The organism is Pseudomonas mangiferae, from assembly GCF_007109405.1.
Taxonomy (GTDB): Bacteria; Pseudomonadota; Gammaproteobacteria; order Pseudomonadales; family Pseudomonadaceae; genus Pseudomonas_T; species Pseudomonas_T mangiferae.
In genome coordinates this window covers 101,889-118,040 of the sequence record NZ_VJOY01000002.1, presented here as the reverse complement: position 1 = coordinate 118,040, position 16,152 = coordinate 101,889, and the positions used below count along the sequence as shown (strand labels likewise).

Genomic DNA, 16,152 nt, shown 5'->3' with positions numbered 1-16,152 from the left:
ACGCCCGGGCGAGAAGCCCGGGCGTTCCTGGCTCAGCGCACCAGTCGCCCTTTGGGTGCGTAGGGTGACGGGGCGATTTCCAGACGCCGCCCCTGGAGCAGGTCGGCCAGCAACCGGCAGGACGCCGGCGCCAGCACCAGCCCATTGCGGTAGTGGCCGCAGTTCAGCCACAGGCCTTTCCGCCCCGGCACCTCGCCGATGAAGGGAATCCCCTCGGGCGAACCGGGCCGCAGCCCGGCCCATTGGCGAATTACCGGCGCCGACGCCAGAGCCGGGATGAGCTCGGCTGCCGTGGCGCGCAGGCTGGCCAGGGCCTCGTCGGTCGGCGTCTTGTCGTAGCCGGCCTGCTCCAGAGTACTACCCACCAGCACATGGCCGTCGCGACGGGGAATAGCGTAGCGCCCCTTGGCCAGCACCATGCTGCCGAGGAAATCCGCCGCACAGCGATAGAGGATCATCTGCCCCTTGACCGGCTCCACCGGCAGCGTCACCCCCAGCGGCGCCAGCAAGTCGCCGCTCCAGGCCCCGGCCGCGACCACCACGGCATCGCCCTCGATAGCCCCCGCCGCCGTGCGCACTCCACCGATCCGCCCGGCGTGCTCGACGAATCCGGTCACTACCTGATGCTCGTGCACTTGCACGTTCGGCAGCGCTTCCAGGGCCGCTCGCAGGGCCCGCCCCAGGCGCGGATTGCGTACGTTGGCCACGCCCGGCATATGAATGGCCCGGGCAAACCCGTGCCCCAGCACCGGTACCGCGGCGCGCACGCGCTCCAGGGAAACCGCCTCCAGCGGCAAGCCCTGCGCCTGGGCCCAGGCCAGCGCCTTCGCTTCATCCTCCAGGTCGAGCCAGTAGAGCCCGGTCACGTGCACCTCGGGGTCGACCCCGACTTCCACCAGGAGCCGCTCCGCCAGGGCCGGGTAAAAGGCCTGGGACCACTCCGACAAGGCCGTGACCGCCGGATCGTAGCGCCACGGATAGAGGGGCGAGACGATCCCGCCACCCGCCCAGGACGCCTCGTGCCCGGTCTGCCCACGCTCGATCAGCTCCACCGCCACGCCGTCCCGGGCCAGCATCCAGGCCGAGAGCAGGCCGATGACACCGCCCCCCACCACCACGATTTTCGTCATGTCTTCTCACTTTGTGCGGCCGATCACTCCGCCGCGTTGACAGGCGCTCGACGCGCGCTAGAACCAACGAGGCGGCACGGATGCCGCCTCTTTTTCTCTCTCAGCAAAGGACTGTGCCCATGCGTCATGCCCGCCAGAAGGCCTTCAGCCTTCTCGAACTGCTCATCAGCCTCGCCCTCCTCTCGATCTTCGCCGGCATCGCTCTGCCGGCCTTCGGCCAGTGGGTCGACCGCACACGCCTGGACGTGCTGCGCGACCAGTTGCATGCGCACCTGCAGGACGCCCGCATCACCAGCGTCGTGCGCAACCGGGACATCGAAGTCTGCGGCTCCACGGACGGCCTGGTCTGCGACGAGGAATGGAACCACGGCTGGCTGGTCCGCTACGCCGACTCGGATCAAACGATCCAGCAATTCCGGATACAAACCCGGCATGTCCTGGCCTGGCAAGGCTTTTCGCCGCGCCTGCGCTTCCAGCGCAACGGCACCGTGCCGACCGGGAACGGCCGCTTCATCCTGTGCGATCCGAAAGGCCGCGACGGCCGCCAACTGGTGATCAACCGCCAGGGCCGGGTGAAACCGCTGCCCCTGAACGACGAGGACCGCGGCACCAGTTGCCACTGAGCGTCGCCAACCATCGCCCGATCCGCCCGGTCATCCCGACGAGGGCGGACGGCCCCGACGCTTTGCCGCATCATCGCAATCGATGTTGTCTGGGATGTTTCCATGAAACGCGCAAAGAATTCTTCCGGTTTCACGTTGACGGAATTGATGATCGTCGTCGCCCTGATGGCCGTCTTCTCCGCCATCGCCATACCAAGCTTCTCCTCGCTGGTCAGCAACAACCGCACCCAGGGCGCCGCCGGGGAAATCTACGGGCTGTTGCAGTTCGCCCGCAGTACCGCGGCAGCCAACCGCAGCACCCTCATGGTGTGCTTCGACGCCGGCAAGATCTCCGTCAAGACGCTTTGCACCAAAGCGGATAGCGAGGCGCTCCGCATCGTGAACACCGCGGTGGACATGGGCTCGGTATCCATCAATTCCAGCCAGAACGTGGTCACCTTCTACCCCAACGGCACCACCAAGGCTCCTGCCACCACCATCGTGCTCTGCGGCAGCAATGGCGCCGCCAACGGTTTCACCCTCACGGTCGACGTCAGCGGCAGCGTGCGTATGTGGAACCGGGGAAAGACCAGGGACAACGCCGCCACCATGAGTAGCTGTTAGCCATGATGAAGATGAACGATCAGAGAGGCCTGGGCTTGATCGAGGTGATGATCACCCTGTTGCTGGTCTGCGTAGGCGTGCTGGGCATGGTCGCATTGCAGAGCAAGACGGTGCAGTACACCCAGGACTCGGTGCAACGCAACGCAGCGGCCCTGCTGGCAAGCAACCTGATGGAAATCATCCGGAGCAACCCGGACGCCATCCTCGACAGCCGGGCCCAGCTCAAGACCGCCTCGGATTTCTACAAGCAGCCGAACGAGGACTTCGCTACCTGCAGTTCGACCGACGTGTACTCGGACGAGCCAGGCAAGCAGCTCGCCTGCTGGGCGAAGCAGGCCAGCGATACGTTGCCGGGCGCCAAGGACCTGCTGAAAAGCAAGTTCTACGTCTGTCGCAGCTGGACCGCCGGGAGCTGCGACTCCACGAAGGGCTCGGCCATCGAGATTCAGTTGGCGTGGTCGGTGAAAAAAGGGGAATGCCTGAATCCCGACAAACAGAACGAGACCACCTGCACCTACACCATCCGCACCGAGCTATGACCCGATGAACACCAATGCCCAACGCGGACTCTCCATCGTCGAGCTGATGATTGCCCTGGCTATCAGCAGCTTCCTGATCCTGGGAATCGTGCAGATCTACCTGGACAACAAGCGCAGCTACCTTTTCCAGCAGGGTCAGGGCGGCAACCAGGAAAACAGCCGCTTCGCCGCCATGCTCATCGAAAAACAGGTCATCAAGGCTGGCTACCGTCGCCTGGCCGACAACGATTTCGCCGGGGTTTTCACCACCAAGGCAGCCGATGCCTATTGCGAGGCTTTCGGCGAAGGCGAAACCGTCGTCAAGGCCAAGGCCAAGGACGCCGGCGAATATGGCGTGTGCGTTCGCTACCAGACGGCATTCAGTGGCGAACATGACTGCCTGGGTAACGAAGTCCCCATCGTGAACAGCGACACGTTCCGCAAGAACAATGACTTCTCCGAGGAGAAGGTCATGGTCACCCGGATCAGCTATATCCCTAGCAAGAAAGCGCTTTATTGCGGTCAGAATTCGGATGACGGCAAAGGCTGGCAAACCGGCGAACTGGTGACCAGCCTGGCCGACTTCAAGCTCGAGTATGGCGTCGAAACCGACAACCAGAGCAATCGGGTGGTGAATGCCTACCGGAAGGCATCCGAGCTGAAGGACACCGATATCATTCGCAGCCTGCGCGTCTATGTGCTCGCGTCCAGCGAAAACGGCATCCGCATGGGTGATGACGCGCCCGTCCTGGACCAATGGTACGAGATCGGCGACGTCAACAAGACGGCCCTCAGCAGTGCCGACAAGCGCCAGCTTTATCAGCTTTCACGCAGCAACCAGACCCTCAGGAACCTGATGCCATGAAACAGCCCTTTTCCCCTCGCCGGCAACGGGGCGTCACCCTGGTCATCGGCTTGATCTTCCTGTTGGTAGTAACCCTGCTCGCGCTGTCCAACATGCGCGAAGTCACGCTGGAAAGCCGTATTACCGGCGGCTTCCTCGAGCAGAAACGCCTATACAACGCCGCGGAAGCCGGCTTGCGGGAAGGGCAGCGGCGTTTCTGGACACTCAAAGGCTCCTTCAAGCCGCCCATCGAGACCAAGGACTGCACCGGCGCCAAAAGCGACCGGCAGGTACCTTGCGTTTACCAGACCGACGACTACACCGAACTGAACAAAATCCACGTCAAGCCTTCCCAAGGCCCCATGTTGATGACCTACAAGGGCAGCGATCCCGCAGTAACGACGGGCTCCGAAACAGGTAAAACGGTCAGCTGGATGACCATGCGAGTGCCAGACGGCTACAACCAGGGAAGGGCTCTGAATCCTGAATATGGCAGCTTCCTGAAGGGCGAGAACGTCACGCTGTTCTATGAAAACAACAGCAAGGCCGTCAACCAGGCGAATGCCCTGACTTACCTGCAAGCGACCCATGCTCGCTTTTATCCGCCGCGCTCGTGATGGACTACAACATGAACACTATCTTTGCTTCTGCCGGTAAAGGTTCGATCGCCTTCCTGCTGGGCGTGGCCATGACCCTGTCGGCACAAAGTGCCTCGGCCGTCACCAAGCTGGATATCAGCCAGCAGCCCCTGATGTTGTCGGAAGGGGTTGCTCCAAACCTGCTGCTGACCCTCGATGACTCCGGCAGTATGGCCTGGGCCTATGCGCCCGATGCTATCTACAACATATCTTCCTATCGGGCGGCGCGGTCCAATACCTATAACCCGATGTACTACAACCCCGACTACACGTATCAGCTCCCCAAGAAAGTGTCGCTCTCGGGGGATCAGATCGTTGTAACCGACTACGATACGCCCAGTTTCACGCGCGCCTGGATCAATGGGTACGATACCTCCGACGGCTCTACGAACCTGTCCAGCAGTTACAGGCCTCAATGGGGCACGGACGCGTTTCTAAACTACTGCGCGTCTGGAGACAGCTGTAATGGGCGTGCACATTACTATACCTATTCCGTCAAGAACGGCTGTCCGGCCAACTCACCTTCATATTCGAATAGCTGTTACACCCTTCAATACGTTACAAGCGCTGAAGAGACCAACTTTGCCATTTGGTACTCCTTCTACCGCAATCGCCTACTTGCCACGAAAACTGCAGCCAACCTGGCTTTTGTCCGCCTCCCGGAGAACATCCGCATCAACTGGCAGAACCTGAACACCTGCTCTATTGGCAGCACATCCAGTGCTTGCAGTAACGCTAGCGTTAAGGAGTTCAGCAAACAGCAACGAGTCAACTTCTTTAATTGGCTCGCCAAGATTGATGCAAACGGAGGCACTCCGCTACATGCTGCCCTAAAGCGTGCTGGCGATTATTTGAAGAATAACAGCTCAATGTTTGTCGATGCTCAAGGGAAAACCTTCGCATGCCGTGCTAGCTATCATGTGATGATGACCGATGGCATGTGGAACGGGGTAACTGGATCAGGCTATGTCCTGAGCCCGCGCGATGATGTTTCATCCAGCATGCCAGGTGGACGCAGTTATACGCCTCGAGCGCCTTACAAGGATAGTTATAGCGGCACACTAGCCGATATGGCCTATTACTATTGGGCAACCGATGCGCGTACCAATATCGAAAACAAGGTCAAGATGAACCTCAACTATGTCAGCAAGAGCACGGATGATCCGTCCGATCTCAGCGACAGCGAATATTGGGATCCTCGCAACGACCCGGCGACCTGGCAACACCTGGTGAACTTTACTGTCGGGCTCGGCCTGGGTAATTCGCTGACCAGTGGTTCCGCCCCCACCTGGAGCGGCAGCACCTACTCCAATATCGCCGAGCTGCTTGCCGGGACCAAGGCCTGGCCGGCCGTGGGTAACGACAATGCCAACAACGTCTATGACCTGTGGCACGCCGCGGTCAACTCCCGTGGCGAGTTCTTCAGCGCCGATACGCCCGAGGCGCTGGTCAACGCATTCGAGAAGATCCTCACGTCCATCAATGCCAAGGAAACCTCGGCAACCGCTCCAGCGGTGGGCTCCGAGGTCAGCTCCGACGGTACCGGCCTGATTCGCTACGGCAACCAGACCACGTTCGACAGCTCCAAGCAGTGGAGCGGTGACCTGATCCGTACCAAGACTGTACTGAGCAACCAGCGGGGGGTTTCCCCGGTAGTGAGCGAAGTCTGGCGAGCGGCGAGCAAGCTAGGGGCCAAGACCTATAGCAGCCGGTATATCTACGTTGCCAGCGGTAGCACTTCCGGCAACGGACTGACTCGGTTCACCTGGAGCAATATCAAGAATACGGCCTTGGGTACCCTGCTGAATCGAGACTTCGATCAGGATAACAAGGCCGATACCAATGGCGAGAAACGCCTGAATTTCCTGTCGGGCGATCGCTCGCTGGAAATGAAGGATGGCGCCTCCGATTCTTCCCGCATCTTCCGGGCCCGCAGCTCCGTACTGGGCGATATCGTGAACTCCAAACCCGTGCTGGTTGGCGAGGCGCAATACCTGCCCTGGTTGTTGTCCAGTGCATTCGACCCGAACAACACCTACAGCGCGTTCGTGAAGGATCAGGAAAGCCGTGCGAAGCGCATCTACGTTGGTGCCAACGATGGCATGCTGCACGGCTTCAACGCTGATACGGGGGAAGAGACCTTCGCGTTCATTCCTACCGCGGTCCATGAAAAGCTCAACCGCCTGAGCGCCGTGAAATACGTGGGGGGCGCTCACCAGTTCTACGTGGACGGCACCCCCGTCGTGGCCGATGCCCTCATCAATGGCGCGTGGAAAACCATCCTAATCGGTACCCTGCGAGCGGGTGGCAAAGGGCTTTTCGCCCTGGACATCACTGATCCGGCCAACGTCAAGCTGCTGTGGGAGTTCGGCACCGACAAGTACTCGGAGCTGGGCTATACCTTCGGCAAACCCACCGTGGCGCGCCTGCACGGTGGCAAGTGGGCAGTGGTAACGGGCAATGGCTACGGAAGCGAGAACGACCAAGCCGCCTTGCTGGTCATCGACCTGGAAAAAGGCACGTTGCTCAAGGAGCTGAAGGTCCAAGGCACGGCCAACGTGGCCAACGGCTTGTCGACGCCGAAGCTCGCCGACAACAACAGCGATGGTGTCGCCGACTATGCCTATGCCGGCGATCTGCAGGGCAACCTGTGGCGATTCGACCTGTACAGTGGCGCGGCGATCGGCAACGTTCCATTCACCCCCGAGCGCGGCACCTACGGCGGCTTCCAGGTCTCGTTCGGCGGCAAGCCGCTCTACAGTGCACTCGCGTCCAACGGCACCCGGCAGTCCATCACAGCGGCCCCTTCCCTGGTACGTCATCCCAGCCGCAAGGGTTACATCGTGATTTTCGGGACCGGCAAGTACGTGGAGCAGGACGACGCGACAGCGGATACCACGCGTGCCATGAGCCTGTATGGCATTTGGGATACCCAGACCCTGGGCGAGTCCGCCAGCACCACGCCGGCCCTGACTCGCGGCAGCCTGCAGGCCCAGACGTTGACTCGCAGCAACGTGACGTTCACCAACAAGGTCATCGACCCGTCTACCGGGGACTATTCCTACAATGCCGACGGTTCGGTCAAGACGACGACCTCCACCCGGGAGGTGGACAAGCTCACCACCAACCCCGTCGACTGGACGAAGAAATCCGGCTGGTACCTCGACCTGAACCCAGGCACGCCCAAGGGCGAGATGGTGGTCCAGGACATGAGTGTGTCTGGCGACGTTCTGTTGGCCGCGAGCCTGACCCCCAATGACGACCCCTGTGCCAGCGGCTCGACCGGCCGGTTGTATGGCCTGGACCCCTTCACGGGCGGTGCCACGTCTTTCACGGTGTTCGACTTCGGCCAGAACGGCGTCATCGACAACAACGACAACTTCAACAATACGGTCTATTCAGGAATGAGCCAGGGCACCGGTACAGACTTCACCGTAACCCAAGGCGCGAACGGCGACCCCACCGTCTGCACCTCTCAGGGCTGCCAGGACTTCCACACGTCACCGCGAACCAATGGCCGCCAGAATTGGCGCACCATCGAGGACTACTAATGAAACGGCAGCCTGGATTTCTGCTGGCAATTGGATGTGGCGTTGCCCTGCATATGGGTAGCGCCCTGGCAGAAACTTTCGAAGAGGTGGGCATCGTCCAAGACGTGCTCGTCGAGAAAAATATCGTGCTGGTCGATGGAAAACGCTACAAGCTGCCCAACAGCCTTCAGGAAAATGGCAGCCCGATACTTTTTCAACTCAAGCCTGGGCAAGTCGTCAATTTCAGCGGCACAGTGGACAAACCTGAACCTGTTATCGAATCGATAACCGTGAATACCGCTGCCCCGGTGCTAATTAACCCCATAACGAGCAATCCAACGGTACCTCAACAATGAAATCGCGCGGATTTTCCCTCGTCGAGTTGCTCATCGTAGTGACGGTATTGGGCATCATGGGTGCCATCGCCATCCCCAGCTACTCGAATTACGTCATTCGAAGCAATCGAAGTGAGGGGAAAGCGCTGCTGATGGATGCAGCGGCCCGTCAAGAGCGCTTCTTCGCTCAAAACAACGTCTATGCGTCGTCTGTAAGCGATCTGCGTCTCGACACGCAGTCGAGCAATAAACTATATACGCTGAGTATCCCGACGGCTTCCACGACCGACTATAAACTGCAGGCAACTCCCCAGAACGCCCAAGTAAGGGACAAATGCGGAAGCTTGACTGTCACCGCTGCAGGCGTCAGGGACGTTACCGGAACAGCCAGTAAGGAAGAGTGCTGGAAATAAGGAAAAGGCCTGTATCGATACAGACCTTGCTCCTTAAACCGCCTTGACCCGCAACTCCTTCGGCATGGAGAACGTGATGTTCTCCGGCCGCCCATCCAGCTCTTCGGCACCCGATGCCCCCCAGTTACGCAGGCGCTCCACCACGCCGCGCACCAGCACTTCCGGCGCCGATGCGCCGGCGGTGATGCCGATACGGGCACACCCGTCGAACCAGCCCCGCTGCATGTCTTCGGCGCCATCGATGAGATAGGCCGGCGTGCCCATGCGCTCGGACAGCTCGCGCAGGCGGTTGGAGTTGGAGCTGTTGGGGCTGCCTACCACTAGGACCAGGTCGCACTCGCTGGCGAGCTGTTTCACCGCATCCTGGCGATTCTGGGTGGCGTAGCAGATGTCGTCCTTGCGCGGGCCGCCGATGCTGGGGAAGCGCCGACGCAATGCATCGATCACCCGGCTGGTATCGTCCATGGACAGGGTGGTCTGGGTGACGAAGGCCAAGGTCTGCGGGTCGTTCACCTGCAGCCGCTCCACGTCCTCCTCGTCCTCCACCAAGTAGATGGCCCCCCCATTGCGGTCGTCGTACTGGCCCATGGTGCCCTCCACTTCCGGATGGCCCTCATGCCCGATGAGGATGCACTCGCGCCCGTCGCGGCTGTAGCGCGCCACTTCCATGTGGACCTTGGTCACCAGCGGGCAGGTGGCGTCGAAGACCTTCAGGCCGCGCCGATCGGCCTCGTCCCGTACAGACTTGGACACGCCATGGGCACTGAAGATGACGATGACGTTGTCCGGTACCTGGTCCAGCTCCTCGACGAAGAGGGCGCCACGGGCACGCAGGTCCTCCACCACGAACTTGTTGTGCACAACTTCATGGCGCACGTAGATCGGCGGCCCGAAGACTTCCAGGGCCCGGTTGACGATCTCGATGGCCCGGTCGACGCCCGCGCAGAAGCCGCGGGGGTTGGCGAGTTTGATGTGCATGCGAGACCTCGTACGGCGCGCGGGAAACGAAAAGACAGCGGAGGCCGGAACGCCTCCGCAGAGGATGGCTACAGCTTACAGGGCTTTCACGTCGAGGATATCCACCTCGAAGGTCAACGGCTTGCCGGCCAGCGGATGGTTGAAGTCCACGGTGACGTGGCTGTCGTCGAAGTGCTTCACCACGCCGGGCAGCTCGGTATTGGCGGCATCGTTGAAGATCACCAGCAGGCCTTCGGACAGCGCCATGCCCTCAAACTGGGAACGGGGCATGACCTGCACGTTCTGCGGGTTGGGCTGGCCAAAGCCCTGCTCCGGGGCGATCGGCAGGGTGCGCTTGTCGCCAGCCTTGAGGCCGAACAGCGCAGCCTCGAAGCCGGGGAGCAGGTTGCCATCGCCGACGACGAAGGTCGCCGGCTGTTTGTCGAACGTGCTGTCCACCACGTCACCGGATTCCAGCTTGAGCGCGAAATGCAAAGTGACCTGACTGTTCTGGCCAATGCGCGGCTCAGCCATGGATGGTTTCTCCGGTTTTCTTGGTACGGAACATGTCCAGCGCCAGCATTACCGCACCGACGGTGATGCCACAGTCGGCCAGATTGAAGGCCGGGAAGTAATAACGGTTCTGCCAGTGCGCCAGCACGAAATCCACCACGTGACCCAGCGCCATGCGGTCGTAGAGGTTGCCCAGGGCGCCTCCCAGCACCAGCGCGAGCGCCAGGGCCAGCCAGGTTTCGTCGTGCTTGAGACGCTTCATCCAGACCACCAGCACGGCGCTGACGCCAATGGCGATCAGCGCGAACAGCCAGCGCTGCCAGCCGGACTCATCCGAGAGGAAACTGAATGCGGCCCCGGTGTTGTAGATGTGGGTCCAGTCGAAGTAGCCCGGGATGACCTGGATACGCTCGAGGTAGGCCAAGTGCTGCACGACCAGGTTCTTGGTCACCTGGTCCAGCACGAACACCAGGGCGCTGAGCCATAGCCAGCCCAGCTTGCCGAAACGTGCGCTCATGGCGTCATCCACTCCTGAAAAAAAGCGGTGTCGAGGGACTCAGGCATACCGACGAACCTCACCCGCCCCTTCGATATTCTCCACGCAACGACCGCAGATCTCCGGATGCTGGGCGCTCACGCCGATGTCTTCGCGATGGTGCCAGCAGCGCGCGCATTTGGCGTGGCTGGACTTCACCACCTTGAGCTTCAGGCCCTCGACTTCCGTCGCCACCGCATCGGCCGGCGCCTGGGCGAGCGGCGCGAGGCCGGCCTTGGATGTGATCAGCACGAAGCGCAGCTCGTCACCCAGCTTGTCCAGGTCGGCTGCCAGCCCGGCATCGGCATAGAGGGTAACCTCGGCCTGCAGGTTGCCGCCGATGGCCTTGGCGGCGCGCTGGTTCTCCAGTTCCTTGTTGACCGCCGCCTTCACCGCCATGACGCCATCCCAGTAGGCGCGTCCCAGCTCGAAGCCTTCCGGCAGTTCGGCGAGGCCGGTGTACCAGGTGTTGAGCATCACCGACTCGTTGCGCGGGCCTGGTAGGTATTGCCAGATCTCGTCGGCGGTGAAGGCCAGGACCGGCGCGATCCAGCGCACCAGGGCCTCGGCGATGTGGAACAGCGCGGTCTGGCAGGAACGCCGCGCGGCGCTATTGGCCGGCGTGGTGTATTGGCGGTCCTTGATGATGTCCAGGTAGAAGCCGCCCAGTTCCTGCACGCAGAAATTGTGCACCTTGGAGTAGACGTTCCAGAAGCGGTACTCGTCGTAGTGCTCCTCCAGCTCCCGCTGCAGGAGCAATGCGCGGTCCACGGCCCAGCGATCGAGGGCCAGCAGCTCCTCCGCCGGCAGCAGGTCGCTGGCCGGGTCGAAACCGCTCAGGTTGGAGAGCAGGAAGCGCGCGGTATTGCGGATGCGCCGGTAGGCATCGGCGCTGCGCTGCAGGATCTGCTCGGAGACCGCCATCTCGCCGGAGTAGTCGGTAGAGGCGATCCACAGCCGCAGGATATCGGCGCCCAGGGTGTCGTTGACCTTCTGCGGGGCGATGACGTTACCCAGGGACTTGGACATCTTGCGACCGTTCTCGTCCACGGTGAACCCGTGAGTGAGCAGAGCGCGATACGGCGCATGGCCGTCGATGGCGCAGCCGGTCAGCAGCGAGGAATGGAACCAGCCGCGGTGCTGGTCGGACCCTTCCAGGTAGAGGTCGGCGCGGGGCCCCTGGGCGTGGCCCATGGGATGCGAGCCGCGCAGCACGTGCCAGTGGGTAGTGCCGGAATCGAACCAGACGTCCAGGGTGTCGCTAATCTTGTCGTACTGGGCAGCTTCGTCACCCAGCAGTTCGGCGGCGTCCAGCTTGAACCACGCCTCGATGCCCTGCTGTTCCACGCGCGTGGCCACGTCTTCCATCAGCTCGACGGTGCGCGGGTGCAGCTCCCCGGTCTGCTTGTGCAGGAAGAACGGAATCGGCACGCCCCAGTTGCGCTGGCGCGAGATGCACCAGTCCGGGCGGTTGGCGATCATCGCGTGCAGGCGCGCCTGGCCCCAGTCCGGCACGAAGCGCGTCTGCTCGATGGCCGCCAGGGAGCGCTGGCGCAGGGTATCGCCCTGCAGCGGCTGCTTGTCCATGCCGACGAACCACTGGGCGGTGGCGCGGTAGATCAGCGGCGTCTTGTGACGCCAGCAGTGCATGTAGCTGTGGGTGATGGTCTCGGTGTGCATCAGCGCGCCGGACTCACGCAGTTTCTCGACGATGGCCGGGCCGGCCTTCCAGATGAACTGGCCGCCGAAGAACTCCAGGCTGTCGACATAGACCCCGTTGCTCTGCACCGGAGTGAGGATGTCGTCGTTGCTCATGGCGTAGCGCTTGCAGGTGACGAAGTCGTCTTCGCCATAGGCCGGCGCCGAGTGCACCACACCGGTCCCTGCGCCCAGCTCCACGTACTCGGCCAGGTAGACCGGGGACAACCGCTCGTAGAACGGATGGTGGAAATGGATGTGCTCCAGGGCAGCGCCCGGGGCGGTGGCGATGGCCGTGCCTTCGAGGCCATAGCGAGCAAGGCAGCTTTCCACCAGCTCCTCGGCCAGGACCAGCAGGCGCTCGCCGGTGTCCACCAGGGCATAAACGAAGTCCGGGTGCACGTTCAGCGCCTGGTTGGCCGGGATGGTCCAGGGCGTGGTGGTCCAGATGACGATGGCAGCAGGCTTCTCCAGGCCCGGCAGGCCGAAGGCATCGGCCAGGGCCGCCTGGTCGGCGACCGGGAAGGCCACGTCCAGGGCAGTGGATTTCTTGTCGGCGTACTCCACTTCCGCCTCGGCCAGCGCCGACCCGCAGTCGAAGCACCAGTTCACCGGTTTGAGGCCCTTGAACACGAAGCCGCCCCGGACCATTTCCGCCAGGGCGCGGATCTCGCCGGCCTCGTTGGCGAAGTCCATGGTCTTGTACGGGTTGTCCCAGTCGCCCAGTACCCCCAGGCGGATGAAGCCGGCCTTCTGCTCCTCGATCTGCTCGCTGGCATAGGCGCGGCACAGCTCACGGGTCTTGTCGGCGGGCAGGCCCTTGCCGTGGGTGACCTCCACCTTGTGCTCGATGGGCAGCCCGTGGCAGTCCCAGCCCGGCACATAGGGCGCATCGAAGCCGGCGAGGGTCTTGGAGCGCACGATCATGTCCTTGAGGACCTTGTTGACCGCGTGGCCCAGGTGAATGCTGCCGTTGGCGTAGGGCGGGCCGTCGTGGAGGATGAACGTCGGGCGACCCTCGCCGATCTGCCGCAGCTTCTGATAGAGGCTCATGCTGTTCCAGCGCTGCAGCGTCTCCGGCTCGCGCTGAGGCAGACCGGCCTTCATCGGAAACGCCGTTTCCGGCAGATTGAGAGTCGCTTTGTAATCGCTCATGTCAGTCCAGGCTCGTCATCAAGGGGTAACGCCCTGCCAGTAGGTCCGGGCGGCGGCGATGTCCGCGTGGATCGCCGACTTCAACGCCTCGAGGGAGGCGAAACGCTGCTCATCGCGCAGCTTATGGTGGAACGTGACGCTCACCCGGCGGCCGTAGAGGTCGCCGGCGTAATCCAGCAGGTGCACTTCCAGATGCGCGCGGCCGTCCCCTTCCACGGTGGGCCGTACTCCGATGTTGGCCACGCCCGGCCAACGCTGGCCGTCCAGCTCGACGCTGGCCAGGTAGACCCCGGCCAGGGGCACGCGACGACGCTTGAGCTGGACGTTGGCGGTCGGCGTGCCCAATTGGCGCGCCAGCTTCTGGCCGTGCAGCACCCGGCCGGCGATGGCGAAGGGCCGACCCAGCAGTTGCTCCGCCAGGGAGAAGTCGGCGTCGGCCAAAGCTTCGCGCACCCGGGTGGAGCTGACCCGGTGGCCATCCCGTTCCGCGGTGGCAGCTTCCTCGACGCTGAAGCCCTCCAGCGCCCCGGCCTGCCGCAGGAAGGCGAAATCGCCGGCCCGGTCACAGCCGAAGCGGAAGTCATCGCCCACCTCCAGGTGCCGCACACCCAGCCCTTCCACCAGGACCTGGTGCACGAAGGCCGCGGCGCTCAGCTCGCGCAGGCGGCGGTTGAAGGCCAGGCAGAGCACCCGGTCCACACCCTCGGCCGCCAGCCGCTCCACCTTGTCCCGCAGGCGCATCAGGCGGACCGGTGCGGTCTGCGGGGAAAAGTATTCGCGGGGTTGCGGTTCGAAGATCACCGCGCAGGTGGGCAGCCCCAACTCCGCGGCGCGCTCGCGCAGCCGCGCGAGAATGGCCTGGTGGCCACGGTGCACGCCGTCGAAATTACCGATGGTGGCGACGCACCCTCGATGGGCGGGCCGCAGGTTCTGAAGGCCTCGGACCAGCTGCATAACGCGCTTCTTGCTCACAAAGTGGCCGATTATACGCACACCCGACCGGGTGCGACAGGCGCCCGGCGGATCACGGCTGCGCGCGCCGGGCGAAATGCCAGAGGCGGAAGCCGAGCAGCGCCAGCAGGCCGAAGTACACCAGCACGCCGGCCGCCACCAGCACCCCCAGGCGGCCGAAACGCAGCAGCATGCCCCCCTCGTCCCAGGCCGGCATGAACGCCATGAGGCCCAGCAGCGTCGCGCTCATGGCCCCGGCCGCCAGCACCAGCTTGCACAGGAATACCGGCCAGCCTGGCTGGGGATCGAACAACCGGTGTCGGCGGATCTGCCAGTACAGCAGCGCGGCATTGAGGCAGGCGCCCAGGCCGATAGCCAGGGCCAGGCCGGCATGCTTGAGGGGCCCGATGAAGGCCAGGTTCATGAGCTGCGTCGCCACCAGGGTGAACAGCGCGATCCGCACCGGCGTGCGGATGTTCTGGCGGGCATAGAACCCCGGCGCCAGCACCTTCACCAAGATGATCCCCAGCAGCCCGACGGCATAGGCCACCAGCGCGCGCTGGGTCATCTGAGCATCGAAGGCGGTGAACTTGCCGTACTGGTAGAGGGCGACGGTCAGCGGCTCGGCGATGATCGCCAGGGCCAGGGAACAGGGCAGCACCAGCAGGAAACACAGCCGCAGCCCCCAGTCCAGCAGCCGCGAGTACTCCTGGCGATCATCGCTGGCATAGGTACGCGACAGGGCTGGTAGCAGAATGGTGCCCAGGGCCACGCCCAGCACGCCGGACGGCAGCTCCATCAGCCGGTCGGCGTAGTACATCCAGGACACCGAGCCGGCGGCGAGGAAGGAGGCGAAGATGGTGTTGATGATCAGCGAGATCTGGCTGACCGACACCCCGACGATGGCCGGCAGCATCTGCTTCATCACCCGCCAGACCCCGGTGTCCCGCAGGTTCAGGCGCGGCAGCACGAGCATGCCGATCTTCTTCAGGTGCGGCAGTTGGTAGACCAGCTGTAGAACGCCGCCGGCAAGTACCGCCCAGCCCAGGGCGACGATGGGCGGGTGGAAGTAAGGCGTGAGGAACAGCGCGAAGCCGATCATCGCCACGTTGAGCAGGGTCGGCACGAAGGCGGGCACGGCGAAGCGGTTCCAGGTGTTGAGCACCGCGCCGGCCAGAGAAGACAGCGAAATCAGCAGGATGTAGGGAAAGGTGATGCGCAGCAGCGAAGAGGTCAGCTCGAACTTCTCCGGGTTGTCGGCGAACCCCGGCGCGGTCGCCCAGATGACCCAGGGCGCGCCCAGCACGCCCAGTAGCGTCACCAGGGCGAGGATCAGGGTCAGCAGCCCGGACACGTAAGCCAGGAACGTGCGGGTTGCCTCTTCGCCCCGCTGGCTCTTGTACTCCGCCAGGATCGGCACGAACGCCTGGGAGAAGGCTCCCTCAGCGAAGATGCGCCGCAGCAGGTTGGGCAGCTTGAAGGCGATGAAGAACGCATCCGTGGCCATTCCGGCACCGAAGATGCGCGCCACGATGGTCTCGCGGATGAAACCGAGCACGCGGGACACCATCGTCAGGGAACTGACCGCCGCGAGCGACTTGAGTAGATTCATGCTGGGTTACGACATCGAAGGGGCCGGGACAGACGAAGCGGACCGGCAGAAGCCTCGGGTCGACGCGACGCGGCGGGGAACGCCGAGGAGTGTACCC

At 63.1% G+C, this 16,152-nt stretch carries 15 protein-coding genes; 8 read left to right on the top strand and 7 right to left on the bottom strand.

Annotated features, from left to right (window positions below; genetic code table 11):
• Positions 1 to 32: 32 nt before the first annotated feature.
• Positions 33 to 1,130: a glycine oxidase ThiO gene (gene thiO / locus FM069_RS02820; RefSeq protein WP_143486767.1), complete on the bottom strand. Its 1,098-nt coding sequence runs from the start codon at positions 1,128 to 1,130 to the stop codon at positions 33 to 35.
• 119 nt (positions 1,131 to 1,249) lie between these two features.
• On the opposite strand from thiO, the gene FM069_RS02815 reads away from it, so the two are divergent.
• The 8 genes from FM069_RS02815 (at position 1,250) to FM069_RS02780 (ending at position 8,634) form a co-directional block, all read left to right on the top strand.
• Positions 1,250 to 1,753, top strand: coding sequence for a GspH/FimT family pseudopilin (locus tag FM069_RS02815; protein ID WP_178106658.1), 504 nt, complete (start codon positions 1,250 to 1,252; stop codon positions 1,751 to 1,753).
• 102 nt (positions 1,754 to 1,855) lie between these two features.
• Positions 1,856 to 2,356, top strand: a complete 501-nt coding sequence (locus tag FM069_RS02810) for a GspH/FimT family pseudopilin (protein WP_143486765.1) — start codon at positions 1,856 to 1,858, stop codon at positions 2,354 to 2,356.
• 11 nt (positions 2,357 to 2,367) lie between these two features.
• Entirely contained in the window at positions 2,368 to 2,895 is a 528-nt protein-coding gene (gene pilV / locus FM069_RS02805) for a type IV pilus modification protein PilV (RefSeq protein ID WP_143486764.1), read from the top strand.
• A 4-nt stretch (positions 2,896 to 2,899) separates the two neighbouring features.
• On the top strand, positions 2,900 to 3,739 hold the full coding sequence (locus tag FM069_RS02800; protein ID WP_143486763.1) for a PilW family protein: 840 nt from the start codon (positions 2,900 to 2,902) through the stop codon (positions 3,737 to 3,739).
• Complete coding sequence (locus FM069_RS02795; protein WP_178106650.1) at positions 3,736 to 4,335, top strand: pilus assembly PilX family protein; 600 nt, start codon at positions 3,736 to 3,738, stop codon at positions 4,333 to 4,335. Before FM069_RS02800 ends, FM069_RS02795 begins: the two co-directional genes overlap by 4 nt.
• Before the next feature lie 11 nt (positions 4,336 to 4,346).
• Positions 4,347 to 7,907 (top strand): pilus assembly protein, encoded by a 3,561-nt coding sequence (locus FM069_RS02790; protein ID WP_143486761.1) that lies wholly within the window; start codon positions 4,347 to 4,349, stop codon positions 7,905 to 7,907.
• Entirely contained in the window at positions 7,907 to 8,242 is a 336-nt protein-coding gene (locus FM069_RS02785) for a PilY2 family type 4a fimbrial biogenesis protein (RefSeq protein ID WP_143486760.1), read from the top strand. The genes FM069_RS02790 and FM069_RS02785 overlap by 1 nt, the downstream gene beginning before the upstream one ends.
• Complete coding sequence (locus tag FM069_RS02780) at positions 8,239 to 8,634, top strand: type IV pilin protein (protein WP_143486759.1); 396 nt, start codon at positions 8,239 to 8,241, stop codon at positions 8,632 to 8,634. Before FM069_RS02785 ends, FM069_RS02780 begins: the two co-directional genes overlap by 4 nt.
• 33 nt (positions 8,635 to 8,667) lie before the next feature.
• Here the strand turns inward: FM069_RS02780 and ispH are convergent, their stop codons facing one another.
• From ispH to murJ, 6 genes are all read right to left on the bottom strand, one after another.
• Positions 8,668 to 9,612: a 4-hydroxy-3-methylbut-2-enyl diphosphate reductase gene (gene ispH, locus FM069_RS02775; RefSeq protein ID WP_143486758.1), complete on the bottom strand. Its 945-nt coding sequence runs from the start codon at positions 9,610 to 9,612 to the stop codon at positions 8,668 to 8,670.
• Between the two features lie 75 nt (positions 9,613 to 9,687).
• Positions 9,688 to 10,125, bottom strand: coding sequence for an FKBP-type peptidyl-prolyl cis-trans isomerase (locus tag FM069_RS02770; RefSeq protein ID WP_143486757.1), 438 nt, complete (start codon positions 10,123 to 10,125; stop codon positions 9,688 to 9,690).
• Positions 10,118 to 10,621, bottom strand: coding sequence for a signal peptidase II (lspA, locus tag FM069_RS02765; RefSeq protein ID WP_143486756.1), 504 nt, complete (start codon positions 10,619 to 10,621; stop codon positions 10,118 to 10,120). The genes FM069_RS02770 and lspA overlap by 8 nt, the downstream gene beginning before the upstream one ends.
• Before the next feature lie 39 nt (positions 10,622 to 10,660).
• Positions 10,661 to 13,492, bottom strand: coding sequence for an isoleucine--tRNA ligase (ileS, locus tag FM069_RS02760; protein ID WP_143486755.1), 2,832 nt, complete (start codon positions 13,490 to 13,492; stop codon positions 10,661 to 10,663).
• A gap of 18 nt (positions 13,493 to 13,510) precedes the next feature.
• Positions 13,511 to 14,446, bottom strand: coding sequence for a bifunctional riboflavin kinase/FAD synthetase (ribF, locus tag FM069_RS02755; protein WP_143486754.1), 936 nt, complete (start codon positions 14,444 to 14,446; stop codon positions 13,511 to 13,513).
• Positions 14,447 to 14,516: 70 nt separating this feature from the next.
• The gene (gene murJ / locus FM069_RS02750; RefSeq protein ID WP_143486753.1) at positions 14,517 to 16,055 is read right to left on the bottom strand and encodes a murein biosynthesis integral membrane protein MurJ; all 1,539 of its coding nucleotides are present in this window, start codon (positions 16,053 to 16,055) and stop codon (positions 14,517 to 14,519) included.
• Positions 16,056 to 16,152 lie beyond the last annotated feature (97 nt).